Annotated in this window: 23 protein-coding genes and 1 tRNA gene; 8 read left to right on the top strand and 16 right to left on the bottom strand. The window is 56.5% G+C overall.

Annotated elements, in window-relative coordinates; genetic code table 11:
- Window positions 1-103 precede the first annotated feature (103 nt).
- On the bottom strand, window positions 104-469 hold the full coding sequence (locus ACDZ94_RS07495; protein ID WP_064450150.1) for a response regulator: 366 nt from the start codon (window positions 467-469) through the stop codon (window positions 104-106).
- Window positions 470-498: 29 nt separating this feature from the next.
- On the bottom strand, window positions 499-1,194 hold the full coding sequence (locus tag ACDZ94_RS07500) for a Crp/Fnr family transcriptional regulator (RefSeq protein ID WP_064450149.1): 696 nt from the start codon (window positions 1,192-1,194) through the stop codon (window positions 499-501).
- Window positions 1,195-1,277: 83 nt separating this feature from the next.
- On the opposite strand from ACDZ94_RS07500, the gene ACDZ94_RS07505 reads away from it, so the two are divergent.
- Window positions 1,278-1,805, top strand: coding sequence for a DUF962 domain-containing protein (locus tag ACDZ94_RS07505; protein WP_221293632.1), 528 nt, complete (start codon window positions 1,278-1,280; stop codon window positions 1,803-1,805).
- A gap of 108 nt (window positions 1,806-1,913) precedes the next feature.
- Here ACDZ94_RS07505 and ACDZ94_RS07510 read toward each other — a convergent pair whose 3' ends face one another.
- The 6 genes from ACDZ94_RS07510 to dibA form a co-directional block, all read right to left on the bottom strand.
- Complete coding sequence (locus ACDZ94_RS07510; protein ID WP_432751273.1) at window positions 1,914-2,894, bottom strand: sulfate/molybdate ABC transporter ATP-binding protein; 981 nt, start codon at window positions 2,892-2,894, stop codon at window positions 1,914-1,916.
- Between the two features lie 3 nt (window positions 2,895-2,897).
- Entirely contained in the window at window positions 2,898-3,770 is an 873-nt protein-coding gene (cysW, locus tag ACDZ94_RS07515; protein WP_003218139.1) for a sulfate ABC transporter permease subunit CysW, read from the bottom strand.
- Between the two features lie 13 nt (window positions 3,771-3,783).
- On the bottom strand, window positions 3,784-4,602 hold the full coding sequence (gene cysT, locus ACDZ94_RS07520) for a sulfate ABC transporter permease subunit CysT (RefSeq protein ID WP_064450147.1): 819 nt from the start codon (window positions 4,600-4,602) through the stop codon (window positions 3,784-3,786).
- Window positions 4,603-4,801: 199 nt separating this feature from the next.
- A complete protein-coding gene (locus tag ACDZ94_RS07525) occupies window positions 4,802-5,812 on the bottom strand; it encodes a sulfate ABC transporter substrate-binding protein (RefSeq protein WP_432751274.1) in 1,011 nt (336 codons plus the stop codon).
- Between the two features lie 65 nt (window positions 5,813-5,877).
- Window positions 5,878-6,060: a sulfur starvation response protein OscA gene (gene oscA, locus ACDZ94_RS07530; RefSeq protein WP_003170956.1), complete on the bottom strand. Its 183-nt coding sequence runs from the start codon at window positions 6,058-6,060 to the stop codon at window positions 5,878-5,880.
- A gap of 301 nt (window positions 6,061-6,361) precedes the next feature.
- A complete protein-coding gene (dibA, locus tag ACDZ94_RS07535; protein ID WP_432751275.1) occupies window positions 6,362-8,275 on the bottom strand; it encodes a phosphodiesterase DibA in 1,914 nt (637 codons plus the stop codon).
- A gap of 166 nt (window positions 8,276-8,441) precedes the next feature.
- On the opposite strand from dibA, the gene desA reads away from it, so the two are divergent.
- The gene (desA, locus tag ACDZ94_RS07540) at window positions 8,442-9,626 is read left to right on the top strand and encodes a delta-9 fatty acid desaturase DesA (RefSeq protein WP_064450144.1); all 1,185 of its coding nucleotides are present in this window, start codon (window positions 8,442-8,444) and stop codon (window positions 9,624-9,626) included.
- Between the two features lie 187 nt (window positions 9,627-9,813).
- Window positions 9,814-10,815, top strand: coding sequence for a sensor domain-containing diguanylate cyclase (locus tag ACDZ94_RS07545; RefSeq protein ID WP_432751276.1), 1,002 nt, complete (start codon window positions 9,814-9,816; stop codon window positions 10,813-10,815).
- A gap of 34 nt (window positions 10,816-10,849) precedes the next feature.
- On the opposite strand, the gene ACDZ94_RS07550 is transcribed toward ACDZ94_RS07545, so the two are convergent.
- From ACDZ94_RS07550 to gabD, 3 genes are all read right to left on the bottom strand, one after another.
- A complete protein-coding gene (locus ACDZ94_RS07550) occupies window positions 10,850-12,058 on the bottom strand; it encodes an HDOD domain-containing protein (protein ID WP_064450142.1) in 1,209 nt (402 codons plus the stop codon).
- Window positions 12,059-12,197: 139 nt separating this feature from the next.
- On the bottom strand, window positions 12,198-13,475 hold the full coding sequence (gene gabT, locus ACDZ94_RS07555; protein ID WP_064450141.1) for a 4-aminobutyrate--2-oxoglutarate transaminase: 1,278 nt from the start codon (window positions 13,473-13,475) through the stop codon (window positions 12,198-12,200).
- A 198-nt stretch (window positions 13,476-13,673) separates the two neighbouring features.
- Window positions 13,674-15,116 (bottom strand): NADP-dependent succinate-semialdehyde dehydrogenase, encoded by a 1,443-nt coding sequence (gabD, locus tag ACDZ94_RS07560; protein ID WP_064450140.1) that lies wholly within the window; start codon window positions 15,114-15,116, stop codon window positions 13,674-13,676.
- Window positions 15,117-15,487: 371 nt separating this feature from the next.
- Between gabD and ACDZ94_RS07565 the strand changes: the two genes are divergently transcribed.
- From ACDZ94_RS07565 to ACDZ94_RS07585, 5 genes are all read left to right on the top strand, one after another.
- Window positions 15,488-15,564: transfer RNA gene (locus ACDZ94_RS07565), tRNA-Arg, on the top strand.
- Between the two features lie 425 nt (window positions 15,565-15,989).
- On the top strand, window positions 15,990-16,319 hold the full coding sequence (locus ACDZ94_RS07570) for a DUF4031 domain-containing protein (protein ID WP_432751277.1): 330 nt from the start codon (window positions 15,990-15,992) through the stop codon (window positions 16,317-16,319).
- A 52-nt stretch (window positions 16,320-16,371) separates the two neighbouring features.
- Window positions 16,372-17,370: a thymidylate synthase gene (locus tag ACDZ94_RS07575; protein WP_432751278.1), complete on the top strand. Its 999-nt coding sequence runs from the start codon at window positions 16,372-16,374 to the stop codon at window positions 17,368-17,370.
- Between the two features lie 13 nt (window positions 17,371-17,383).
- Complete coding sequence (locus tag ACDZ94_RS07580; RefSeq protein WP_432751279.1) at window positions 17,384-18,184, top strand: hypothetical protein; 801 nt, start codon at window positions 17,384-17,386, stop codon at window positions 18,182-18,184.
- Complete coding sequence (locus tag ACDZ94_RS07585) at window positions 18,181-19,113, top strand: hypothetical protein (protein WP_432751280.1); 933 nt, start codon at window positions 18,181-18,183, stop codon at window positions 19,111-19,113. The genes ACDZ94_RS07580 and ACDZ94_RS07585 overlap by 4 nt, the downstream gene beginning before the upstream one ends.
- 4 nt (window positions 19,114-19,117) lie before the next feature.
- On the opposite strand, the gene ACDZ94_RS07590 is transcribed toward ACDZ94_RS07585, so the two are convergent.
- The 5 genes from ACDZ94_RS07590 to ACDZ94_RS07610 all read right to left on the bottom strand — a co-directional run bounded on the left by ACDZ94_RS07590 (window position 19,118) and on the right by ACDZ94_RS07610 (window position 23,857).
- Window positions 19,118-20,200: an ImmA/IrrE family metallo-endopeptidase gene (locus ACDZ94_RS07590; protein ID WP_432751281.1), complete on the bottom strand. Its 1,083-nt coding sequence runs from the start codon at window positions 20,198-20,200 to the stop codon at window positions 19,118-19,120.
- Window positions 20,190-20,525 (bottom strand): hypothetical protein, encoded by a 336-nt coding sequence (locus tag ACDZ94_RS07595; protein ID WP_432751282.1) that lies wholly within the window; start codon window positions 20,523-20,525, stop codon window positions 20,190-20,192. The genes ACDZ94_RS07590 and ACDZ94_RS07595 overlap by 11 nt, the downstream gene beginning before the upstream one ends.
- Before the next feature lie 383 nt (window positions 20,526-20,908).
- Complete coding sequence (locus ACDZ94_RS07600; RefSeq protein ID WP_432751283.1) at window positions 20,909-21,505, bottom strand: hypothetical protein; 597 nt, start codon at window positions 21,503-21,505, stop codon at window positions 20,909-20,911.
- A complete protein-coding gene (locus ACDZ94_RS07605; RefSeq protein ID WP_064450138.1) occupies window positions 21,502-22,074 on the bottom strand; it encodes an RNA polymerase sigma factor in 573 nt (190 codons plus the stop codon). Before ACDZ94_RS07605 ends, ACDZ94_RS07600 begins: the two co-directional genes overlap by 4 nt.
- Window positions 22,075-22,228: 154 nt before the next feature.
- Window positions 22,229-23,857, bottom strand: coding sequence for a vWA domain-containing protein (locus tag ACDZ94_RS07610; protein ID WP_432751284.1), 1,629 nt, complete (start codon window positions 23,855-23,857; stop codon window positions 22,229-22,231).
- Between the last annotated feature and the right edge of the window lie 371 nt (window positions 23,858-24,228).

The raw sequence follows: 24,228 nt of genomic DNA on the forward strand, positions 1-24,228 counted from the left end.
GGGAGCAAGCCCCCTCCCACATTTTGATGTGTGAACCCAGTCAAATGTGGGAGCGGGCTTGCCCGCGATGGCGATAGCCCCGGCAACCCATGAACGGGATCAGTCAGCGCCCACGATCACGTCGCAATAACTTCCTTACCCGCGCCACCAACGCCTTGGCATCGAACGGTTTGAGCAAATAATCATCTTCATGCAGTTCCAGGCCACGCAGTCGGTCTTCAATCCCGCCCGGCGTGGTCAAGAACAACATCGGCGTCTCGCCCTTCAACCGAATCGCCTGCTGCAACTTCCAGGCATTCAGGCCCGGCAGCATCACATCCAGAATGACCAGGTCGTACTCGGTGCTTTCCACGAAACGCAACGCCGCCATGCCATTGGCTGCGACCTCCACGGTGTAGCCCGCTTCGTTCAAGCCCTGGGCCATCCGCTGTGCTTCTTCGGATTCATGTTCCACTAACAGCACACGCATAACACACCTCGATTAATCAGGCTTGCAGGCTAACACCCTGGCGTGTGCGCCGCCTCACGCAGTCGCTGGGCATCAAGGATTTCGATCTCGCCATAGCCCAGGCGCACGATGCCCTGGGCTTGCAGGTCCTTGAGCAAAGCGTTGGTGGTCTGGCGCGACAGGCTCAACATCGCCGCCAGGTCTTCCTGGGGCAGTTGCACACTGCTTCTGGAGGGTTGGATATCACCGTAACCCTCAACAATCATCAATAAGCGGTGGGCCAATCGAACGGAAGCAGGCATCAGGCTGAGGTGTTCGAGGCCAATGAAACTCAGGCGCAGTTTCTGGCTCATCAGCAAAGCCAGGTCGCGCCAGTATTGCGGGGTTTCATCCAGGATGTTCAGCAGCGCCCGTTGCGGCACCTGCAACAGCGTGCACGGCCCGACCGCGCAGGCGTCATGGGTACGCGGCAGGCCGTCGAACAGGCAGATTTCGCCGAACCAGTAAGGCAGCTCAACCTGGCTCAATACCGCTTCCTTGCCGTGCTCATTCACTGCGCTGATGCGCAGCGTGCCGTCGAGCACCGCGTACAGGCCACACGGCGGGTCGCCGCGTTTGAACAGGTATTGCCCCGCCGCCAGCTGCCGCTGCCGGGCGTGGGCCAGCAGGCTATGCTGAAAAGAACCCGGCAGGTGGCTGAACCAATGGCCCGTGGCCAACTGCGCGTGCCATTTCTCTGTGTCCATGACAACTCCGAAGATTGTCGCCCAGCTGACAGTCAGTCGCCGGCTGACAGGGCATGATCAAACATCCTACAGGAGGAACAATAATGAAAAGCCTCGTCGACCATCTCAGTCAATACGCCGCCTACCATCGCGACCCCCGCAATATCGCCAGCCACTTTATCGGCATTCCACTGATTGTCGTGGCAGTGGCCGTGCTGCTGTCACGCCCCGAAGGGTCAGTGGGCGGGCTCTGGCTCTCGCCTGCCGTCATGCTTGCGCTGTTTTCAGCGTGGTTTTACCTGCGTCTGGAGCTCGCGCTGGGCGTGCTGATGACGGTGTTGATGGGCTTGTCGGTGTGGGCCGGACACATACTGGCCGCACAGAGCACGATGGTCTGGCTCAGCAGCGGCATCGGGATGTTTGTGGTGGGCTGGGTAATTCAGTTTGTCGGCCACTATTACGAAGGCAAGAAGCCGGCGTTTGTGGATGACGTCTCGGGGCTGATCGTCGGGCCGTTGTTTGTGGTGGCGGAGCTGGCGTTTATGGTGGGGTTGCGGGAGGAGCTGAAGCAGCAGATAGAGCAACGGTCTGGGCCGGTGGAACGCCGTGATCTAAAGCCGAGCAAGGTCTAAATGTGGGAGCGGGCTTGCTCGCGAAAGCGGTGTATCAGTCGGTATATCTATTGACTGACACTCTGCATTCGCGAGCAAGCCCGCTCCCACATGGGTATTGCAGTAGGCTTAGGCTTTTTGCCAGACCTTGGGCTTGAAGAACAGCGTCTCGCCACGGGCCAGGCCGGTGAGGCTGTCGTGGTCTTTCACCACTTCAGCTTCAATCAGCTCGCTCTGGCCTTCCACCTTCAAGGTCACCCGTGTAGTCGCACCCAGCGGACGAATATCACGCACTTCAGCCGCATGGTGGTCTTCCAGCTCATGGCGCGACAGCGACACTTCGTGCGGGCGGAACAGCACGTGCTTGTCCTCACCCAGGTGCAGGCGGTTGGAGTCGCCGAGGAAGTGGTACACAAAATCGCTGGCCGGGTTTTCGTAGACGTCGCCCGGTGAGCCGATCTGCTCGATCACGCCCTTGTTCATCACCACGATACGGTCGGCGACTTCCATCGCCTCTTCCTGGTCGTGCGTCACAAACACCGACGTCAGGTTGATGTCTTCGTGCAGGCGCGCCAGCCAGCGGCGCAGTTCTTTACGGACCTTGGCGTCGAGGGCACCGAACGGTTCGTCCAGCAGCAAGACTTTGGGCTCCGCCGCCAGCGCACGGGCCAGGGCGATACGCTGGCGCTGGCCACCGGACAGTTGCTCCGGATAGCGATCAGACAACCAATCGAGCTGCACCATGTTCAGCAGTTCGTGAACCTTGACCGCGATCTGGCTTTCGCTCGGGCGCTGGTTTTTCGGCTTCATGCGCAGGCCGAAGGCGACGTTGTCGAACACTGTCATGTGGCGGAACAACGCGTAGTGCTGGAACACAAAACCGACGTTGCGATCCCGCACGTCGTGGCCGGACACGTCTTCACCGTGGAACACAATGCTGCCGTCATCCGGGGTTTCCAGCCCGGCAATGATGCGCAGCAAGGTAGTCTTGCCGCAGCCGGACGGGCCCAGCAACGCCACCAACTCGCCACTCTGGATGTCCAGATTGATGCTGTTCAGGGCCTTGAAGGCGTTGAAATTCTTGCTGACATTACGGACTTCAATCGACATGACTTATTCCTCACCGGCGCTTTTGCGCAGGCGGTTGATACGGTTCTCGCTCCACTGCTTGAGCAGCAGGATGAAGAGCGCCAGGATCAGCAACAGGCTCGCGACGGCAAACGCTGCGACATGGTTGTATTCGTTGTAGAGGATCTCGACGTGCAGCGGCAGGGTGTTGGTGACGCCGCGAATGTGGCCGGACACCACCGACACCGCGCCGAACTCACCCATGGCCCGCGCAGTACACAGCACCACGCCGTAGATCAGGCCCCATTTGATGTTCGGCACGGTCACATGCCAGAACATCTGCCAGCCATTCGCACCGAGCAGGCGCGCGGCCTCTTCTTCCTGGGTGCCCTGCTCCTGCATCAGCGGGATCAGTTCACGGGCCACGAACGGCACCGTCACGAAAATGGTCGCCAGCACAATGCCCGGCAAGGCGAACACGATCTGGATGTCATGATCCTGCAGCCACGGGCCGAAGAAGCCCTGGGCGCCGAACATCAGCACATAGACCAGGCCCGCGATCACCGGCGACACCGAGAACGGCAGGTCGATCAACGTGACCAGGATGCTCTTGCCACGGAACGAGTACTTGCTCACGCACCAGGCGGCGCTGACCCCGAATACCACGTTGAGCGGCACCGAAATTACCACGGCGATCACCGTGAGCTTCAGCGCCGACAGCGCGTCGGGTTCAAGGATTGCGGTGAAGAATGCGCCGAGGCCATTCTTCAAGCCCTGGGACACCACGATAAACAGCGGCAGCAGCAGGAACAGGAAGAACACCAGCCAGCCCAGGCTGATCAGGATGCGCCGGGACACCGCGCTGCCACGACGGGCGGCGTTGGCCGAGGACGCGGCGGAAATAGACGATTGGGACATGTTCCGCGCCTCCTTATGGACGTTCGATGCGCCGCTGCAACAAGTTGATCAGCAGCAGCAGGACAAAGGAAACCACCAGCATCAGCACGCCAATGGAGGTGGCGCCGCGGTAGTCGTATTGGTCGAGCTTGACCATGATCAGCAGCGGCAGGATCTCGGTTTTCATCGGCATGTTGCCGGCGATGAAGATCACCGAGCCGTACTCACCCACGCCACGGGCAAACGCCAGCGCGAAGCCGGTCAGCCAGGCGGGCAGCAATGCGGGCACGAGAATGTAGCGGAACACCTGCAATGGCTTGGCGCCCAGGCAGGCGGCGGCTTCTTCGATTTCCCGGGGGATATCGGCGAGCACCGGCTGCACCGTACGCACCACGAAGGGCAGCGTGACAAAGGTCAGCGCCAGGGTGATGCCCAAGGGGCTGTAGGCAATCTTGAAGCCCAGGTCGGCCGCGAACTGACCGACCAGGCCGGTCGGCGTGTACAGCGCGGTCAGCGCGATACCGGCCACGGCGGTGGGCAGGGCGAACGGCAGGTCGATCATCGCATCGATGATCTTGCGGCCGGGGAAGGTGTAACGCACCAGCACCCAGGCCAGCAGCGTACCGATTACGCCATTGATCAGCGCGGCGTACAACGCGGTGCTGAAGCTCAGTTTCAACGCCGCCAGCACGCGTGGTGCGGAAATAATGGCCCAGAACTGATCCCAGGTGAGTTGAGCGGCGTGCACAAACATCGCCGCAAGGGGGATGAGTACGATCAGGCTGAGGTACACCACGGTGTAGCCCAGCGTCAGCCCGAAGCCGGGTATGACGGGGGAAATACGACGCGACATAAGAGTCCTTGGTTAAAAGGTAGAAACCACTGTAGGAGCGCGCTCCTCTGTGGGAGCTGGTTTATGTGGGAGCCGCGCTTGCCCGCGATGCAGCCACCTCGGTGTGTCAGCCACACTGCGGTGATGCTATCGCGGGCAAGCCCGGCTCCCACACAAGCCAGCTCACAGAGAGAAGCGGGGCTCCTACAGGTACTTTGGCTTACTGCGCCGTGTAAATCTGGTCGAACACGCCACCGTCATTGAAGAATTTCGGTTGGGCAGTTTTCCAGCCGCCGAAGTCTTTGTCGATAGTCACCAGGTCCAGTTTCGGGAACTGCTGGGCGTATTTGGCGGCGACTTTCTCATCGCGTGGGCGGTAGAAGTTCTTCGCCGCAATCTCCTGGCCAGCCGGGCTGTACAGGTGCTTGAGGTATTCAGTGGCAATCTCGGTATTGCCCTTTTTCTCGGCGTTCTTGTCAACCACGGCCACCGGCGGCTCCGCAAGAATCGACAGGGATGGCACGACGATGTCGAACTTGTCGGCGCCACCGTCTTCTTTCAGGGCCAGGAATGCCTCATTTTCCCAGGCCAGCAACACGTCGCCCTGACCGTTGTTGACGAAGGTAATGGTCGAGCCACGAGCGCCGGTGTCGAGGATCGGCACATGCTTGAACAGCGCTTGAACGTATTCCTGGGCCTTGGCTTCGCTGCCGCCGGCTTTGAGGCCATAGGCCCAGGCGGCGAGGAAGTTCCAGCGGGCACCGCCGGAGGTTTTCGGGTTCGGGGTAATGACCGAAACGTCTTTCTTGATCAGGTCACCCCAGTCCTTGATGCCTTTAGGGTTGCCCTTGCGCACCAGGAACACGATGGTCGAGGTGTACGGGGTGCTGGCGTCCGGCAAACGGGTTTGCCAGTTTTCCGGCAGGGTCTTGCCCAGCTTTGCGATTTCGTCGATGTCGCCGGCCAGGGCCAGGGTCACGACGTCGGCGCGCAGGCCGTCGATCACCGCACGGCCTTGTTTGCCGGAACCACCGTGGGATTGCTGGATCTTGACGTTGTCACCCGGGAGCTCTTTCTTCCAGAAGCTGGTGAATTCAGCGTTGTAGTCCTGGTACAGCTCACGGGTAGGGTCATACGAGACGTTCAGCAACTCGTAGTCCTTGGCAACAGCGGAACCGGCAAACACGGCACTGGCCAGTGCGGCCAGGGCATAACGGCGAATCGACGACATAGAAGGCTCCTGAAATTCTGGGTGTTGGCTTTTTCTTATAGTTGCGGGTCTATCGCCGTTTTTGCTTAGCTCGGTTTGTTACCCGGGTTCTGCAAACGGAATTTTTCTTTGCGTTCGATCTGTACCACTTGGGCGTTATGCACAGTGATTTCCACCGCGCCAAACCGCAGGTCGCGCAAGGCGCTCTGGATCTCGCGCAAAATGGCTGCTTCGTCCTGGCCGTCGACGCTACGTAGAGATGCGCTCATGGTCTCGCTCCTGAAAAGAATAGTGCCTGGCAGTGGCGGCACTGCTTGCGGCGTGAGGGCGATAGTAGATAAGCGCGGATATTCTTAAAAATACTATTTAAGAATGTTTATATAACCAGAAAGAATTTTCTGGCAGGACGTGGGGTTGCGAGGTTTTTTACGCGTGCGACACTGAAAATAAGCCATGCCGAAATCCAAAGGTGGGAGCGGGCTTGCTCGCGAATGCGGTGAATCAGTCAATACACCTGTTTCTGACAGACCGCTTTCGCGAGCAAGCCCGCTCCCACATTTTGACTGTATTTCAAGTCCTGATAGCTGGCGCACGCTCCCAATCAATTTCATTTGCCGGCATCGGCCGCCCGAACCAATAACCCTGCCCCATATCGCACTCCTGCTCCGACAGAAACCGCGCCTGCTCAACCTGCTCGATGCCTTCGGCCTGCACCTGCATGCCCATGCTTTTCGCCAGGGCGATCACCACGCGCACGATGGCGGCGTCGTCTTCATCCCACGGTACACCGGCGACAAAACCCTGGTCGATCTTGAGCTTCTGCACCGGCAAGCGCTTGAGGCGCAGCAGCGATGAATAGCCGGTGCCGAAGTCATCAATGGCCAGGCGCAAGCCCAGTTCACGCAGGCGATGCAGTTGCTCAAGGGCCACTTCGGGGTCATCCATCACCGCGCTTTCGGTGACTTCCAGCTCCAGGAACGCCGGATCAAGGCCAGTGGCATGCAGCACTTGGGCGACTTGCTCGTACAGCTCGCGTCGGGCGAACAGACGGCTGGAGACATTCACCGCAATAAAACTCAGCGGCGCGCCATCGGCCAACCACTGGCACATCTGGCGGCAGGCCTGGTCCATCACCCACGCATCGATATCGGCAATCAGCCCGGTGCGCTCGGCGATGGGGATAAATTCGCCCGGCGGCACCAGGCCGCGCTCCGGGTGTTGCCAGCGCACCAGCGCTTCGACACCGATCAGGCGGCTGTCCTGCAGGTTATGCACAGGCTGGTAATACACACGCAGCTCTTGCTGCTCGAGGGCGCGGCGCAGTTCGCTGGCGATTTCCACGCGATTCTGCGCGTGGGCGGTCAGCTCTTCGGTGTACAACGCATACCCTTCGCGGCCGGCGCTCTTGGCCTTGAACAGCGCCGAGTCGGCATTGCGCAGCAACTGTTGGGCGCTCAGGGCATCGCTGGGGAACAGGCTGATGCCGACGCTGGCGCTGATAAACAACGGGTTGCCATCGAACACGAACGGTTCTTTCATCGCATCGAGCATGCGCTGTGCCATCGCGGCAGCCTGAATCACCTGTGGACAACTTTCGGCCAGCACGGCGAACTCGTCCCCACCCAGGCGCGCCAGCGTCACGCCGGGGCCAAACAGGCCTTTTAGCCGCTCGCCCACCGCCTTGAGCAACTGATCACCGACGTTATGGCCGAGGCTGTCGTTAATGATCTTGAAGTGGTCCAGGTCCATCAACAGCAACGCGCAGCCGCGCTTGTGCACTTGCGCCGAGGCCAGCGCCTGTTCGGCGCGGTCGGTAAACAGCAGGCGGTTGGGCAGGTCGGTCAGCGGGTCGTGATGGGCGAGGTGCGCCAGTTCGTGCTCGGAGTCCTTGATGGCGCTGATATCGGAAAACACCGCGACGTGATGGCTGACCTGGCCTTGGTCATCGTGGATCACACGGATGGTTTGCCACTGGGGATAAATCTCACCGCTTTTACGCCGGTTCCAGATTTCGCCGCTCCACTCACCCTCGTGATCCAGAACCTGGAACATCTGCTGATAAAAATTCGACGAATGGCGCCCGGATTTGAACAGGCTGGGCCGCTCGCCCATGACGTCTTCGCGGCAGTAGCCGGTGATCTCCATGAACGCTCGGTTGACGTGCACAATCAGCCCTTGGGCGTCGGTGACCAGCACCCCTTCGCGCGTGCAATCGAACACGGCGGCCGCCTGGCGCAGGCGCTCGCGGTTTTCCTGCAGGGGTTGCTGAAACTGGTGGGCGCGGGCAAAACGGGCGCAAATCAGATAAATAACCAACGCACTGAGGGCCACCCACACATAGCCGCGCAGCTGAAGCCAGCGGACCAACTCCCGCGGGTCATCGAGAAAGTCGATCAATAGATGATGGCTGAGCTGGAGCCACACAATCGAAACCAGCAGATATACCAGCCCCACACGCAGGGCACCTCGGTATGAAAACAGCATAGGGTCAGTAATCCTTACCAAAAAAACAAAATCGCCCCACAAAGGCCGCGGATTATAGAATAAGAAACATCCAGTCACTTCTATCTGAAAGGGCGGCTGGTTTTCTCTGTAGGCTTAGTGATAATGCGTGAGCTGTTTTTTACTTTATCTGAGGGCCATACAGCCTATGTGGTACAACGGTTTTCTTGACCTGTCAGCCTGGCAACTGGTGGCAGTCACTCTGTTGATGACCCACGTGACCATCGTTGGGGTCACGGTTTATCTGCACCGCTATTCAGCCCATCGCTCCCTGGAGCTCAATGCCGGCCTGAAACACTTCTTCCGCTTCTGGCTGTGGTTGACCACGGCACAGAACACCCGCGAGTGGACTGCTATCCACCGCAAACACCACGCCAAATGTGAAACCGTCGACGACCCGCACAGCCCGGTCATCAAAGGCCTGTCCACCGTGCTGCGCAAGGGGGCCGAGCTGTACCGCGCCGAGGCGGAAAACCCCGAGACCCTGCGCATCTATGGCAAGAACTGCCCGGACGACTGGATCGAGCGCAAAATCTACACGCCTTACCCACTGCTGGGCGTGGCGATCATGGGCGTTATCGACCTGCTGCTGTTCGGCACCATCGGCATCACCATCTGGGCGATCCAGATGATGTGGATTCCGTTCTGGGCCGCCGGCGTCATCAACGGCCTGGGGCATGCCATCGGCTACCGCAACTTCGAATGCCGCGACGCGGCGACCAACCTGGTGCCATGGGGCATCATCGTCGGTGGCGAAGAACTGCACAACAACCACCATACCTACCCGAACTCGGCCAAGCTGTCGGTCAAGAAGTGGGAGTTCGACCTGGGCTGGGCGTGGATCAAAGTGTTCAGCTTCCTGCGCCTGGCCAAGGTGCAGCGCGTCGCGCCAATCGCGCACCGCGTTGAGGGCAAAGGCAACCTGGACATGGATACCGCCATGGCGATCCTCAACAACCGCTTCCAGATCATGGCCCAATACCGCAAGTTGGTGATCGGCCCGCTGGTCAAGCAGGAGCTGGAGAAGGTCGATCATTCGGTCCGCCACCAATTCCACCGTGCCAAGCGCCTGCTGTCGCGTGAGACCAGCCTGCTGGATGACCGCCACCACGTGCGTATCCAGAGCATGCTGGAACACAGCCATGCCTTGACGGTGATCTACGAAAAACGCCTGGCGTTGCAGCAGATCTGGCTGAAGACCAGTTCCAATGGCCACGATATGCTGGCGGCGATCAAGGAATGGGTGCACGAGGCCGAAGCCAGTGGCATCCAGTCCCTGCGTGACTTCGCCCACCAACTGAAGACCTATTCGCTGCGCCCTGCAGCGGTCTGACGGCACTGTGGGAGGGCCAGCCCTCCCACATACCCTCTTTCTGGCGCCATTTTCCGGGCACCACGAATCCGTCACGATCACGGAACTTCACTGCAATTACCCTCTCTCAAAGAACACTTCGCCATCATGGTGAACCTTGTAGTGACCGCTGTTCCATCCTGCGGCGCGCCCAGAGAGAGTTGCACCGATGGTCCACGAAAAGCCCTGCCTGCCCGACGCCCCCACTGCTGAGCCCCCTCGCCCAGCCGCGGCGGCAACCCTGTTGGCGCTGATGCACGCCCAGGGTGAAGTCGAGCGGTTGAGCGAGCGCGAGCAATTGCTGAGCTCACTGCTGGTCAGTGTGAATGCCGTGCTGTGGGCCATTGATTGGGAAACACGTCGCGTGCTGTACGTGAGCCCGGCCTACGAGCGGGTGTTCGGCCGCTCGGCCGGTTTGCTGTTGGCCGATTACCGGGAATGGCGCAACAGCATTCACCCTGAAGACCTCGACTATGCCGAATACAGTCTCGCTCGCGTGCTGGAGCACGGTGCCGTGGAGGACCGTGAGTACCGCATCATCACTGCCGACGGGCAAATTCGTTGGCTGAGCGACAAATGTTATATCAACCAGCAGGTCGAGCCCGGAGAGCCGAAGATCGTCGTCGGCATGGCCGAGGACATCACCGAAAAGAAGCAGATGGCGTTAGAGCTGCACCGCCTGGCCACCACCGACGTGCTGACCCAGAGCAGCAACCGCAGGCATTTTTTCGAGTGTGCCAATCAAGCCTTCGACAACGCCTGCGCCCAGGGCGCGCCGCTGGCATTCCTGTTGCTGGACATCGATGACTTCAAAGACGTCAACGACAGCTACGGCCACCTGGAGGGCGATCAGGTCTTGCGGCGTATCGCCGAGAGCGGTCGAGGTGTATTGCGCCGTGGCGATCTGTTCGGGCGTATTGGCGGCGAAGAATTCGCCGCGGTGCTGCCCGGTTGCGCACCGGAGATGGCGATGCAGGTGGCTGAACGCCTGGGCAAAGAAATCCAGGCATTGGGTTTCAGCTATGAGGGCCGGGCGTTTACCGTGACCGTCAGCCAGGGCTTGGCCAACCTGCGCGAAGGCGACTCAACCCTGGACAGCCTGTTCGCGCGGGCCGATGCCGCCATGTACGAAGCAAAGCGCCAGGGCAAAAACCGCGTAATAGCGGGCTAGCACTGAACAAAATGCGGGGGTGAGTGTATTTTTGTCAGGCTTTACGCACCCGCATCAGCTCCGACAATCCCACTTTCAGCAACCGCGCAGTCTTGCCTTTGGCAAGTTCTTCGAGCCCCTCATGCTCGGTCAGGCGCGCCATTTGCGCGGCCAGGTTCACCACCAGCGCCTCCCGCGAATACACCCCGCCTTCGAGTGAATAGGTCGCCGCGATCAACTGACGCAACTCCAACGGCAAGCGCCAACGCGTGCGCAACGCCGACCCATAGGCCGCGCCAAAGGTGAACAGGGATTCGCCAATCACTTCATCATCCAATGCACCACCGCCCAGGCGCCAATCTTCCAGGCAGCGCAACAGCGCCAAGTCCCCCAGCCGATGCAGGATAGCGGCGCTGTAACAGCGCTCGTGGTCCAGATCCAGCATGCGCGCGAGGCGGCGGGCATAGTCGGCAGTGGCCTGGGACAATTGCCAGTGGCGCTCGGCGTAGTCCATTAGCGCCGGATCGCCCAATACCACGTTGTGCTTGAGGGTCAGGCCCAGGATCAGGTTCATGCTCTGCCCGGGCACCAGCTTGTGCAGCGCGCCCGGCAGGTGTTGTACCGGCGAGCCATGATGCCCGGCGCTGTTGGCCGCGGCGATGAGCACGGCGGTGATTTGCGGGTCCAGGCGCACCCGGTCTTCCAGACGCTGGAGGTCCAGGCCATCCGGCCCGAGGCTCTGTTGCACGGCAGCCTTCACGTCGACCCGCAACGGCGCGCCATCGCAGGCGTCGCGGCGACGCTCCAGGAACACCGGCAAGGTCATGCCCGGCGCCAGCGGTGGAATTTCGCAATACACGCTTTCGCCTTCATTAAGCAGCAGGTCTTGCAGCCGCTGGGTCAGGCCTTCCATATTCAGGGGTTTGGTCAGGTACGCCGTCGGCGCCAGGGGCAAGGCTTCACGCACGCTGGCACTGTCATTGCGACTGCTCAGCAGAATAAACGGCAGCGCGGGCGAGCGGCGCTTCTGGCGCACGTTGCGCAGCAGGCTCAGGCCATCGATGCCCGGCAGCTCCCAATCCGCCAGGATCAGGTCGTAGGCTTTTTCTTGCAGCAGCGTGGCGGCTTGCTGCCCATCGGCACACACATCCAGCCGTGCGTCGCAGCGCACATTCAACAACACTTGCTTGAGCAGATCCCGCGACCAAGGGTCCGCCTCGGCAATCAACACTCGGGGTACAGCCGGTAAATCAACAGCAGTCATCCAGCACGCTCCATCGGCAATGCCTGCACCTTAGACAATCACGCTGCCTACGTACAATGAACAAGGCCTGAATGTGCTGCACCCGGCACAAAAAAACCCGCCGAGGCGGGTTTTTTCTGTCGATCAGGTCAGGGTCCGCTTACAGCTCGGAGAAGCACTCTTCGATGATCGCCAAGCCTTTGTCCAACTGCTCGTCCGGCGAGGTCAGCGGGACCAGTACGCGCAACACGTTGCCGTAGGTACCGCAGGACAGCAGGATCAGGCCCTTGTCGCGCGCCTTGGCGACCACGGAGGCAACAGCAGCCGCGTTCGGCTTGTGGCTGTCGCCGTCTACGAACAGCTCCACCGCGATCATCGCGCCGAGGGCACGCACTTCACCGATCACCGGGTACTTGGCTTGAATGGCTTTGAGGCCGGTCACCAAGCGCTCGCCGACAGCCTTGCAGCGGTCCAGCAGGTGCTCTTCTTCGAACACTTCCATCACCGCCAAAGCAGCAGCGCAAGCGATCGGGCTACCGGCATAAGTGCCGCCCAGGCCACCTGGGGCGATGGCGTCCATGTATTCAGCCTTGCCGCACACACCGGCCAGCGGGAAGCCACCGGCGATGGATTTGGCGAAGGTGGTCAGGTCGGCAGCAACGCCCATCTGTTCCATGGCGAAGAACGTACCGGTACGGCCGGCACCGGTTTGCACTTCGTCGGCGATCAGCAGGATGCCGTGCTTGTCGCACAGCTCACGCAGGCGCTTCATGAACGACTTAGGCGCGACGTAGAAACCGCCTTCGCCCTGCACCGGCTCGATGATGATGGCCGCGATATCACGCGGCTCGGCATCGTTTTTGAAGATGCGTTCGATGCTGGCGATGGAATCATCGTCGCTCACACCGTGCAGTTCGTTCGGGAACAGCGCACGGAACACGCCGCCGGGCATCAGGCCCATACCGGCCGAGTAAGGCACGACTTTACCGGTCAGGCCCAGGGTCATCATGGTGCGGCCGTGGTAGGCGCCGGTGAAGGCGATCACGCCGGCACGGCCAGTGGCGGCACGGGCGATTTTCACGGCGTTTTCAACGGCTTCGGAACCGGTGGTGACCAGCAGGGTTTTCTTGGCGAAATCGCCTGGCACCTTGGCGTTGACTTTTTCGCACAGTTCCACGTAAGGCTCGTAGGCCAGTACCTGGAAGCAGGTGTGAGTCAGTTTGTTCAACTGCGCGGTCACGGCGGCGATGATTTTCGGGTGCACGTGGCCGGTGTTCAGCACGGCGATACCGCCGGCGAAGTCGATGAACTCGCGACCTTCAACGTCGGTCACGGTTGCGTTCTTTGCCGACTCGGCGAAGATCGGGTGAATCTGGCCAACACCGCGTGGTACAGCGGCTTCGCGGCGTTTCATCAGGGAGGCGTTGGTCTTGCTCATAAAGTCCTCATTCGCCACTCATCGGGTGGCGGGGTCCAAGGAATACGTGGCGGGGAGGCAACTACGGCAGCATGCGATGATCGACTGCCACAGCTTTCCCGGCCACTACGAATAACGTCTTGAAACACGCAAAGGGTCAGCGCTCTCGTGCCCTCTGCGTTTACTGCAATCTCTTGCCGGGCTTATCCCTTACAGCACTTAGATGCCCAGGCAGAGGTATTTGATTTCCAGGTAATCCTCGATCCCGTACTTGGAGCCTTCACGGCCCAGGCCCGAAGCCTTGATGCCGCCGAACGGCGCCACTTCGTTGGAGATCAACCCGGTGTTGACGCCGACCATGCCGTATTCCAGGGCTTCAGCCACACGGAACACACGGCCCAGGTCGCGGGCATAGAAGTAGGAGGCCAGGCCGAACTCGGTGTCGTTGGACATCGCGATCACTTCGGCTTCGTCTTTGAAGCGGAACAGCGGCGCCAGCGGGCCGAAGGTTTCTTCCTTGGCCACAGCCGCGTCTTTCGGCACATTCACCAGAATAGTCGGTTCGAAGAAGTTGCCTTCCATCACCTTGCCACCGGCCAGCAGCTTGGCGCCTTTGCTCAGGGCATCAGCAATGTGCTCCTGAACCTTGGCCACAGCTTTTTCGTCGATCAGCGGGCCGGTGGTGGTGCCTTCTTCCAGACCGTTGCCGATCTTGAGTTTGGCCACGGCCACCTTGAGTTTTTCGGCGAACGCGTCGTACACCGAATCCTGGATGTACAGGCGGTTGGCGCAGACGCACGTCTGGCCGTTGTTGCGGTACTTGGAAATGATCGCGCCTTCGACGGCCTTATCCAGGTCCGCGTCGTCGAACACGATGAACGGCGCGTTACCGCCCAGTTCCAGGGAGACTTTCTTGATGTCCTTGGCGCACTCGGCCATCAGCTGGCGACCGATTTCGGTGGAGCCAGTGAAGGACAATTTACGCACGATCGGGTTGCTGGTCAGCTCGCTGCCGATATCGCCGGCGCTGCCGGAGACCACGCTGAACACCCCTTTTGGAATGCCCGCACGCTGGGCCAGTTCAGCCAGGGCGAACGCCGAAAACGGGGTTTGCGACGCAGGCTTGAGCACCATGGTGCAACCGGCGGCCAGGGCCGGGCCGGCTTTACGGGTGATCATGGCGGCCGGGAAGTTCCACGGCGTAATGGCGGCGGTAACGCCGATCGGCTGCTTGATTACGATCAGGCGCTTGTCCGGCTGATGGCCGGGAATGACATCACCGTAGACGCGCTTGGCTTCTTCGGCGAACCACTCGATAAACGAGGCCGCGTAGACGATTTCGCCTTTGGCTTCGGCCAGCGGCTTACCCTGCTCCAGGGTCATGAGGCGAGCCAGGTCTTCCTGGTTCTCGATGATCAGCTCAAACCAACGACGCAGCTTGTTGGCGCGGTCTTTGGCGGTGAGTGCACGCCAGGCCGGCAGGGCCTTGTCGGCGGCTTCGATGGCGCGGCGAGTTTCGGCGGCGCCCATCTTCGGCACGGTGCCGAGAATTTCGCCCGTGGCAGGGTTGTTAACCTTGATGGTTTGACCGTTGTCCGCATCGACCCATGCGCCATCGATAAAGGCTTGTTGGCGGAACAACTGGGTATCTTTGAGCTGCATGTCGGCTTTCCTTAACAGCACCGCGCGCACGCGGAGCGAATTAGAGTTGTTGAAAGGCGCCTTGTGGGCTGCCGTCAGGGAAATCAGCCCCAGCGCGCGGGAATAATGAAAAAGCGCACGGGAGACAGAGCGTTTGAAATCTCAAACGAATCCTAGGATCAATGGGGGTACAGGGCAATAGTCTGTTCGAAAAAAAGAACGAAAACGGCGCATTTGCCGAATCTTTCTGATCAGCGTCGTTCGGCCAGGTTCCGACGTATTGATCACTGGTCCCCGGCGCAGGGCCTCGGTGCAGCAAATTCCTACCCATAAACGGCCAAAGACCGGCATGGACGCCCAAGGGCGACATGGGTATGATGTCGCCCGCACAAGCATCCGTAGCTCAGCTGGATAGAGTACTGCCCTCCGAAGGCAGGGGTCGTGGGTTCGAATCCCGCCGGGTGCACCAGATACGCATGAAAAAGCCCCAGGTCGAAAGACCTGGGGCTTTTTTGTGTGTCGAGTCGCGCCTGACTCAAGCCGAGTGCTCTGCGGCCTTAGGCCGACCGCAGTCATTTATGAGCGATAGTAGAGAGAGGAGTAAGACGGCTAGATATCGTACAACCGCACGACCTCCGCCTCGTCCTCCGCCTCGTCCTCCAAACCGACCTCACAAGCTTCACAAAAGCTTATAAAAAGGTTATCTCTGACAAGGAGAACCCTGATAACGAGAGGTCGTATATATTATCAACCACGGGGGCATTTGCAGATGGTCTTTAGCTCACCACCGGACAGACGTTTGATACCAATCGGCTGAATACTCTATTTGAGTAAGTCATCCTATACATAAGCGCTCAAACCAAGCTTTTAAGCATTTCGGATGGAAAATCGAAAATGGCTATTTACGTAGATAACGTAAAAATAAAATGGCAGGGAAGAGAGTGGTGCCATTTAGTTGCTGATTCTCTAGAGGAACTGCACGGCTTTGCACGTACTCTTGGGCTGAAACGTTCATGGTTCCAGGCGTCCGCCTCTTATCCACATTATGACGTTACTATAGAAGTACGACAAAAAGCATTACGCTTGGGCGCACATGAGGGCTGTCGAAGCAAAATAATTAGCTGTGCCAAGGCCATGAAGGCTGAACAAATAGTTCTATTGCAACAGCCTGCCCCCGAACAGTTTTTGCTTTTTTTTGACAACCCTGTTTATGATCAGTCTTAAAATTTTAAACTGAGGATTTTAAATAGCTGTAGCGCTGGATTAGGGAGAAATAATGTATATACGCGAGGAAACGCTCGACGACCTGCTAAATAACATATATACCAGACTGCTAAAAAAGCGGAATAAGATAGTAGCAAGCAAAGGCAGCTTCAAAGAGATCACAGGCATCTTGCTTCATCTAAAAAAACCCAGAGCCAGATTAAGTAGAGCTGAAGGCAAAGGAAAGCTTTTTAGCTGCTTAGGCGAGCTAACTTGGTATTTGGCCGGTTCTAAAGATCTAAAATTTATTAGCTACTATATTCCTAACTATATAAAAAGCTCAGATGACCGAAAAACTGTATATGGTGCTTATGGCCCCAGGCTTTGTGGCAAAGGTCGAAATGCTCAATTATTAAATATCATTAATACACTCAAGAATCGCTCTACAACTCGGCAGGCGGTAATTCAGCTTTTCGATGCAAAAGACATTTTGAAACCTCACAAGGACATACCCTGTACTTGCACTTTACAATTCATAGTTAGAGACGGAAAACTGGATATGTTCACATCCATGCGCTCAAACGATGCATTCCTGGGGTTACCTCATGATATTTTCGCTTTTACTATGATACAGGAACTAGTAGCTAACTCGATAAGCTGTCAGATCGGCGAGTATAAACACTATGTAGGCAGCTTACACCTTTATGAAGTTCACTTTCTTCAAGCTAAGAGCTATCTTGATGGTGGATGGCAAAAACAAACTGAAATGCCTCCAATGCCATTGTGTGACCCAACGTCAAGCCTTAACTTACTTCTTGACTGCGAGCAAAAGATTCGACTTGGCGAAAGTGTAGAGCCTGACGCTCTAACTATAGATGAGTACTGGAAGGACTTAGTTCGAGTATTACAGTTTTTCAGATTCACCAAATACGAAGACGAAAATAGCAAGGTCGACTCCGTGCTAGACAAAATAAGCAGCGAAGTTTATAAATCATACCTACTTAAGAGAAAGGCGGAAAAAGCAATTGCAACAGAGTCGCATCCATCTCAACTAGAAATATTCGAACAATAACTAGGAAGAAGAGATGTACGAAACCTTAAGTAAACTAATCTCACTGATGAATAACCGAGAACTCATTAACTCTGAAATTATCGAGTGGGGAAGTCCTATCCCAGTATTTGGAGAAGTAACAAGATCGGCTATTGCTACTTTAGGGCTTAATCCCAGTAATCGTGAGTTTATGGCTGCGAATGGAGCTGAACTGACCGGAAGACTAAGAAGGTTTCATTCCTTAAACTCGCTCGAAATTGATCGATGGACAGATATTACAGACCTTCATCTTGAAGAAATTTGGAAGAAATGTACGGGGTATTTCCAGGAAAATCCTTATAACGGATGGTTTAAATCCCTAGACATTTTGATAAGCGGAACCAACTCATCGTACTATAGCACTCTCTTTCCCGCATGCCATCTAGACCTCGTGCCTTATGCTACACATCGCAAATGGGCAAATTTGTCTCCCAGGCAGAAGTCAGAACTACTTCAAGTGTCTGGGAGTGCCCTTGGTGAGATACTAAGAGACTCACCAATTAAAACAATAGTATTGAACGGCAGAACGGTAGTAGAAACTTTAATTCGCATTTCAGACGCTGCATTTGAAGTCAAATTTATTCCTCAGTGGTCTCTCCCAAGGAGCAACGGAAAAATGGTCGCCGGAGTTGCCTACCGTGGAAGTATAAATAGTGTTTCCGGTATAGAGCTAGGACGCAGCATCGAGATATTAGGTTTCAATCATAATATCCAGAGTAGCTTTGGTGTAACTACGCAGGTCAGAAAATCAATCCAGGAATGGATAACAATGTGTATTCAGGAGCAAAAAAATTGAGAGCACGCGATAGAGCAATGGCGGACGACTTACGAAAAAAACTTGAAGATTATAGTAACAAGCATAAAAAACTGGCTGGAATTGACCCTCCAGAAAACAAAGAATCTCTTATTGAACAAATGATTGATAGCATTCGAAGGATAAAATTTGTAGATGCTATCAGACAAAGAAAAATTAGTAATTTGAGGATAGATTCGTCTTCAGAATTGTTTGATCCTATCAGAGCTGCGATAGTTCACGCGACTAACGGTGATAGTGAGGAAGCTTGTTGGTTGATATTCCTAGCTATTCACTTCGGTAAAAGCAGCGTGGGAGGCTGGAGCTTCGTCAGAGATATATACAGCGCTCTTGGCGCAGGGTACCTCTGGAACTGGAAGCGCATAAGCTTCAACCCAGATGCATTTACGGACTGGCTAGCAAAAAATTACCAAAGTTTCAATAATGCAAACTATCGCTTTGGAAATCATCGGAAGTACGAGTCGATCAATCCCACAAAAAGCAATTTCACAGGTCTAGTTACCAAAAGCTACGTTAACTGGGTTTTAGACAGTGGCTCGCACAAGAACCTATTTATAAATGCATTGAATAATTCGAATAATGACCCTCGCCTAACCTTTCGCCATTTATACAAGTCCATGAAAGTATTCCGATTCGGCAGAACTGCTAAATTCGATTATTTAACAATGCTGGCAAAAATTGGCCTAGTAAAAATAGAAGCAGACTCGGCATATATGGGCGCCGCAACAGGCCCCGTTGATGGTGCAAGACTTCTATTCACAGGAGTTTCTACTGCAAACATCTCTCGGAACGACCTTGATAAGTTGCTACTAGACTTAGATTTACACCTTCAGGTCGGAATGCAGGTACTTGAAGACTCGCTTTGTAATTGGCAAAAATCACCAAGCGAGTTCAAGGCATTTAGAGGGTGAAAAATCACGCCCATTTGTATCTCACCTTAAGTTTTTGCAAGTGATAGTGCTTAACTATCCCTAGGTACTGTAATTGGCCGACTACAATACCTGGGGAAACACCGAGCCTTTTAGAAAACTTAAGAATTTTACGTATATCACTCCCTAGAGACTTAAGCTCACTCTTATATTCGACCGGTATTAGGAAATCGGCCGAAAATGTATTAGCCTCTTGTTCTTGAACACTATCAGAACAGTGCTCACTTTCCACAAAAACAACATCTCCATGAAGTATGAGATGTGCAGCCTCATGAAAAAGGGTGAACCAAAAATGATCATCCGAGAGATGCCTAAAACTGAGCATCAACATTGCTTTTTCGTCACTAATAAACTTTGTTGCACCACTAGCTTGACAGCCATCTGGAGTTCTAGCAATTACAACAGCAACGCCGCAGGCTGCAAAAATCTTCTGCAACTCAGGAATAAAGATATTGGGGTCTTCCTGAGTTGTTAAACATCTTGCTTCTTGTAATACTGCATAAAACCTATCTTTGTCCCACGGACTACAGTCTATGAAATCTGCCTCAATCTCTCCCTGCCTCAACCATGCGGCTACAGCTCCGAGCTTTGGATCAAAAGCGGGTGATGTTCTAAATGCAGCCAACTCCGAACCGGACGTATAAATTTTCTTCCAACTACTAATATCCGGAACATCAAAAAAACTTAAACAGTTCCGTAAATTTTGTGCAGGATAGGCTACTTTTGGTATCCATCCGTTTTTTTGCATTGTCGATACGGGAATTTCTTTTAACCAGCTATCTTCTTCACTGGTAAGTGGAGTATTTAACTCGCTTAATTGCGCGCGATAACTTTCTTCTCGATTTAACCAGAACGACGGTGATGCTCCCAAAACCCCCGACAAGATAACTGCAAGCTCATTATTAATAACGAACTCACCAATTAGGAGCTTACTGGCGATTTCATAGGCCACTCCAATACCCTGAGCAAAGTCACTTGTAGTGATTTTGCGCTCTTCTAAAATATCAGATATTGTTTCGCCTGGCGGAATTAACTGACTAGGCTTAAAAACATGATTTTCAAGCATCATCTTTGATAATCCTTAACAGTTTAAGACGACTTACCTTCGACCAGTCTACTTTATTTTTATCATTTATGGGCATTTTTAGATCAACGGCGCAAAACATCAAATAATATCCGTCGACTAAGTCTAGTCTATATTCGCCAGGAGGATCGCCAGATATTTCCCGAGGATTTCCCAAAGGAACATCCTTGATATTAGAAGCCGAATTCAGATCAGTGAGGCGGCGCATTAAAGCCTTGACTACATTTGGCGGAAGTCTACGAAGAGCCACAACTTCACTATCGCAAATGTTGCGAATTTTTTTATCCGCATAAGAAATTTCTAATGTCATTTTTAGAATGACTCGTCCATGACTGAATAACGCTTCAACATTCTAAATAGTCTATGCATTTTTTACAGTGTGTTTCTTACACCCAAACCCCTTAGATAGACTCATGGTCACGAACGAGGCAATTACTAAAGGAGCATAAACAACGTGAAGGCAGGATGCCACAATTTTGCCACACTCGCCCGGCTAACCGGCACGAAAACTCACTAACCGCAGCTACCACAACCTTTGATTCCCCAGCTAACCCCCGCTAACGTATTGATTATAAACGTCGACTTTTAGGACTCCGAAGGCAGGGGTCGTGGGTTCGAATCCCGCCGGGTGCACCAGATACGCAAGAAAAAGCCCCAGGTCGAAAGACCTGGGGCTTTTTTGTGGCCGGCGATTTAATGTTTCTGCAACGCCTCCAACCGCGCCGGCAAGTCTTCCTCGGGGAAGCGTTCATGCAGCGCCAGCAGCTTCTCATCCGCCGCTCTGGTTTCTCCGGCCAGGCGCAGGTTCACAATCTCCTGCAGCCCCTCCTCCAATGAAGGCAACGCCACCGGCGCGCGTTTGCTCAGTTTCACTGCCGGCGCATCGGCCATCGAGCCGGCGACCTCAGCCTGAACCGGCGGTGCGGCGGCCATGCGGGCCATAGGCGCGGGCGCGGGGGCCGAAAACGCTTGCGGCGCCGGGCGTGCTGCTTCTGGGTGGGGCGCGGAGAACGTCGTTGTGGCCACCTCCTGTTGTGGCACGGGCGAGCGCATCACCACGCCGATCATCAGTGCCACACCGGCGACGGTCGCAAATGCCATTTGCCAGCGCGGGCGTTGGCAGGCGTGCAGCCAGCGTTGCCACAGGCTCGGTTGCGGTGCCGGGGCTTCGCGGCGGGCGGCGTTGAGGATGAAGGCGTCGAGGGACGCAGGCGGTTCGCCGGCGGTGTGTTGACGAAAGTGCTGGAGCAACACGTCGTCGCAATCCTGGGGGTGTCGGGAGTCAGTCATGCGGGTATCTCCTCGGCCAGCAGGCGGCGCAGTTTCTGCTGGGCGTAACGCAGGCGGCTTTTTACGGTTTCCAGCGGGGCGCCGGTGAGCGCGGCGATTTGCGGCACTTCGAGGTCGCCGTGCAGGCGCAGCAGGAAGACTTCGCGCTGGTCTTCGGGCAAGTCTTGCAACGCGGCGTCGAGGCGCGCCTGATCGCGGCTCAGGCTCAGTTGCTGCTCAGGGCCGGCACTGTCGTCGGCCTGGGCGTGCAGTTGCTCATCGTAGCTGTCGTGCAACGGGTTGTGCACGCCGTGCTTGCGCCAGTGATCAATCAGGCGGTTGCGGGCAATCTGGAACAGCCATGTACGAAAGCTCGCCCGGCCTTGTGGCTGGGTGCTGCTGCGGATCAGGCTGAGCCAGGTTTCCTGGTACACCTCTTCAGCCAGTTCGGCCTTGTTGCTCAGTGATACAAGGAACCGGTACAAACCTTGGCGGTGCCGCGCGTACAAGACCTCGAACGCAGCAGCGTCACCGGTTCGGTAACGGGCCAGCAGCGATTCGTCGCTGGGTGAATCATCTGAAACGACCATGTTAAGTGGCGAACTCCTTTTGAGACGTTAAAACCTTTCAATGGTGGCCGTCGGGCTTGCCCGCGATAGCGGTGGTTCAGGCAACCTCTGCGGTGCTGCTTACCGCTATCGCAGGCAAGCCAGCTCCCACACTGGCGCTTCATTGGGCCCAAGATCAGTGTTTGAGACTCTGCGCCAACTCCACCAGTTGCACGAACTCGTTGCGCAGCCCGAACGGGTCATCGCCTCGCGCCGAGCGGGCCAGTGCGGCGGTGTCCTGCAAACGCATACTGCCAGTGTAGCGGCCATCACCCTTGAGCTGTTGGGCGAAGGCGGCCACGGCGGCGGCGAAGCGCAAATCGTCGCTGGCCTGGGTGGTTTGGTTGCGGATGGGCCGCTCAATCAACTGGCTGGCACCGCCTGCCGCAGGCTTGTAGCGCACGCGCAACAGCGCCAACTCAGCGGACGTGTTTTCAACCGCAGGGGCCGTGGCGTAACGCAATGGCTCCAACCAGCCCTGCTCGCCCTTCGGCACAATTTCGTACAACGCAGTCACCGTATGCCCTGCGCCGATCTCACCAGCGTCGACCTTGTCGTTGTTAAAATCCTCACGCTTCAAGGCACGGTTTTCGTAGCCCAGCAGCCGGTACTCACTGATTTGGGACGGGTTGAATTCCACCTGTAGTTTCACATCCCGCGCCACCACCGCCAGGGTCGAGCCGAGTTGGTCCACCAGCACCTTGCGCGCTTCGCGCAGGTTGTCGATGTAGGCATAGTTGCCATCGCCTGCGTCAGCCAATTGCTCCATCAGGTGCTCGTTGTAGTTATCCACACCAAAGCCCAGGGTGGTCAGGGAGACACCACTTTTGCGCTGGTCGACGGCCATTTGCTTAAGGCTGTCGAAGTCGCTGATGCCCACATTGAAGTCACCGTCGGTGGCCAGCAGGATGCGGTTGATGCCCTTGTCGATAAACCCTGCGCGCGCCATCTGGTAGGCCAGTTCGATGCCGGACGCGCCCGCCGTGGAACCACCCGCCGAGAGTTGGTCGATGGCGTTGCGGATCGTGGTTTTTTCGCGGCCGGAGGTCGGTTTGAGGACCACACGGGATTCACCGGCATAGACCACCAGCGACACACGGTCCTGTTCACGCAGCTGATCCACCAGCAGCTTCAGCGTGTTTTTCACCAGTGGCAAGCCTTCGCGGCGGTCCATGGAGCCGGAGACATCCACCAGAAATACCAGGTTGGCCGGCGCCAGATCCGCCACCGCGCGATCAGACGCCTTGATGCCGACGCGCAACAATCGGGTGTGCGGGTTCCACGGCGTCGCGGCGACTTCGGTGGTTACGCCAAAGGGCGAGCCGTCGGTGGGCAGTGCATAGTTGTAGGGGAAGTAGTTGACCATTTCCTCCAGACGCACAGCGCCGTCAGGCGGCAGGCTACCTTGGTTGAGGAAGCGCCTCACGTTGGCGTAACTGCCGGTGTCGACGTCTGCACTGAACGTCGACACCGGGGTTTGTGCAACGCTGTAGACCGGATTATCGGGCAGGTTCTGGTATTGCTCTCGAGGCGCGTCCCGGTACGCCAACGCCACCGAGTCATGCATGACCCTTTGCGAGGCCATCAACACAGGGGCCGCCGCCCGCTTGGCCAAGGCCCCCTCAGGGCTAGGCGCTGCGGGCGTTTCTGCGACAGGCTTGGCAGCCTCTCGAGACGATGACAGCCCGCAGCCGACGAGCGCCGCCAGCACGGTAACGACAATGCTGCAGCCGATGGGACGCAGTAATAAAGGAGCCTGTGACATGGCGCTGAACCTCAACAGTGAATAGTCCGTTCATAGGTTCAGACGCAAAGCACCCTGGGTTCGGGTTAAGGCTCGAAGTTTCTTCGCCAAGCACTCTCCCCCAGTGCACGCTGAGCCCGTTGTCAGATCACAGCACAGAGAGCTGTCATTTATTCAGCAAGGCTAAGTCCAAAAAAACATCCAGCCTGTAGGAAACTTCGAGAATAGAAGCACTTAAATAAGATGCTCTACTGGCTGACCGCTAAATGCGTTAGCAAAAACGTTCACACTGTAAAAATTTCTGTATTACCAAAGAAGACATATTAAACATAATTGAAATGTACGCTTTCACACCCACGAGCAACGCTTTCAAAATCAACGCCACACACACA

Origin of the sequence: Pseudomonas sp. UBT (assembly GCF_050915955.1) — a bacterium.
Lineage (GTDB): Bacteria > Pseudomonadota > Gammaproteobacteria > Pseudomonadales > Pseudomonadaceae > Aquipseudomonas > Aquipseudomonas antarctica_A.

What these genes read in the sequence shown, in the direction of transcription:
- ACDZ94_RS07590 (WP_432751281.1), bottom strand. Translation starts at nt 20,200, where the DNA reads ATGATGCTTGAAAATCATGTTTTTAAGCCTAGTCAGTTAATTCCGCCA.
- ACDZ94_RS07605 (WP_064450138.1), bottom strand. Translation starts at nt 22,074, where the DNA reads ATGGTCGTTTCAGATGATTCACCCAGCGACGAATCGCTGCTGGCCCGT.
- ACDZ94_RS07545 (WP_432751276.1), top strand. Translation starts at nt 9,814, where the DNA reads ATGGTCCACGAAAAGCCCTGCCTGCCCGACGCCCCCACTGCTGAGCCC.
- cysW (WP_003218139.1), bottom strand. Translation starts at nt 3,770, where the DNA reads ATGTCCCAATCGTCTATTTCCGCCGCGTCCTCGGCCAACGCCGCCCGT.
- dibA (WP_432751275.1), bottom strand. Translation starts at nt 8,275, where the DNA reads ATGCTGTTTTCATACCGAGGTGCCCTGCGTGTGGGGCTGGTATATCTG.
- ACDZ94_RS07570 (WP_432751277.1), top strand. Translation starts at nt 15,990, where the DNA reads ATGGCTATTTACGTAGATAACGTAAAAATAAAATGGCAGGGAAGAGAG.
- ACDZ94_RS07510 (WP_432751273.1), bottom strand. Translation starts at nt 2,894, where the DNA reads ATGTCGATTGAAGTCCGTAATGTCAGCAAGAATTTCAACGCCTTCAAG.
- oscA (WP_003170956.1), bottom strand. Translation starts at nt 6,060, where the DNA reads ATGAGCGCATCTCTACGTAGCGTCGACGGCCAGGACGAAGCAGCCATT.
- ACDZ94_RS07575 (WP_432751278.1), top strand. Translation starts at nt 16,372, where the DNA reads ATGTATATACGCGAGGAAACGCTCGACGACCTGCTAAATAACATATAT.
- ACDZ94_RS07505 (WP_221293632.1), top strand. Translation starts at nt 1,278, where the DNA reads ATGAAAAGCCTCGTCGACCATCTCAGTCAATACGCCGCCTACCATCGC.
- ACDZ94_RS07595 (WP_432751282.1), bottom strand. Translation starts at nt 20,525, where the DNA reads ATGACATTAGAAATTTCTTATGCGGATAAAAAAATTCGCAACATTTGC.
- cysT (WP_064450147.1), bottom strand. Translation starts at nt 4,602, where the DNA reads ATGTCGCGTCGTATTTCCCCCGTCATACCCGGCTTCGGGCTGACGCTG.
- ACDZ94_RS07600 (WP_432751283.1), bottom strand. Translation starts at nt 21,505, where the DNA reads ATGACTGACTCCCGACACCCCCAGGATTGCGACGACGTGTTGCTCCAG.
- ACDZ94_RS07525 (WP_432751274.1), bottom strand. Translation starts at nt 5,812, where the DNA reads ATGTCGTCGATTCGCCGTTATGCCCTGGCCGCACTGGCCAGTGCCGTG.
- ACDZ94_RS07550 (WP_064450142.1), bottom strand. Translation starts at nt 12,058, where the DNA reads ATGACTGCTGTTGATTTACCGGCTGTACCCCGAGTGTTGATTGCCGAG.
- gabT (WP_064450141.1), bottom strand. Translation starts at nt 13,475, where the DNA reads ATGAGCAAGACCAACGCCTCCCTGATGAAACGCCGCGAAGCCGCTGTA.
- ACDZ94_RS07610 (WP_432751284.1), bottom strand. Translation starts at nt 23,857, where the DNA reads ATGTCACAGGCTCCTTTATTACTGCGTCCCATCGGCTGCAGCATTGTC.
- ACDZ94_RS07495 (WP_064450150.1), bottom strand. Translation starts at nt 469, where the DNA reads ATGCGTGTGCTGTTAGTGGAACATGAATCCGAAGAAGCACAGCGGATG.
- desA (WP_064450144.1), top strand. Translation starts at nt 8,442, where the DNA reads ATGTGGTACAACGGTTTTCTTGACCTGTCAGCCTGGCAACTGGTGGCA.
- ACDZ94_RS07580 (WP_432751279.1), top strand. Translation starts at nt 17,384, where the DNA reads ATGTACGAAACCTTAAGTAAACTAATCTCACTGATGAATAACCGAGAA.
- ACDZ94_RS07500 (WP_064450149.1), bottom strand. Translation starts at nt 1,194, where the DNA reads ATGGACACAGAGAAATGGCACGCGCAGTTGGCCACGGGCCATTGGTTC.
- gabD (WP_064450140.1), bottom strand. Translation starts at nt 15,116, where the DNA reads ATGCAGCTCAAAGATACCCAGTTGTTCCGCCAACAAGCCTTTATCGAT.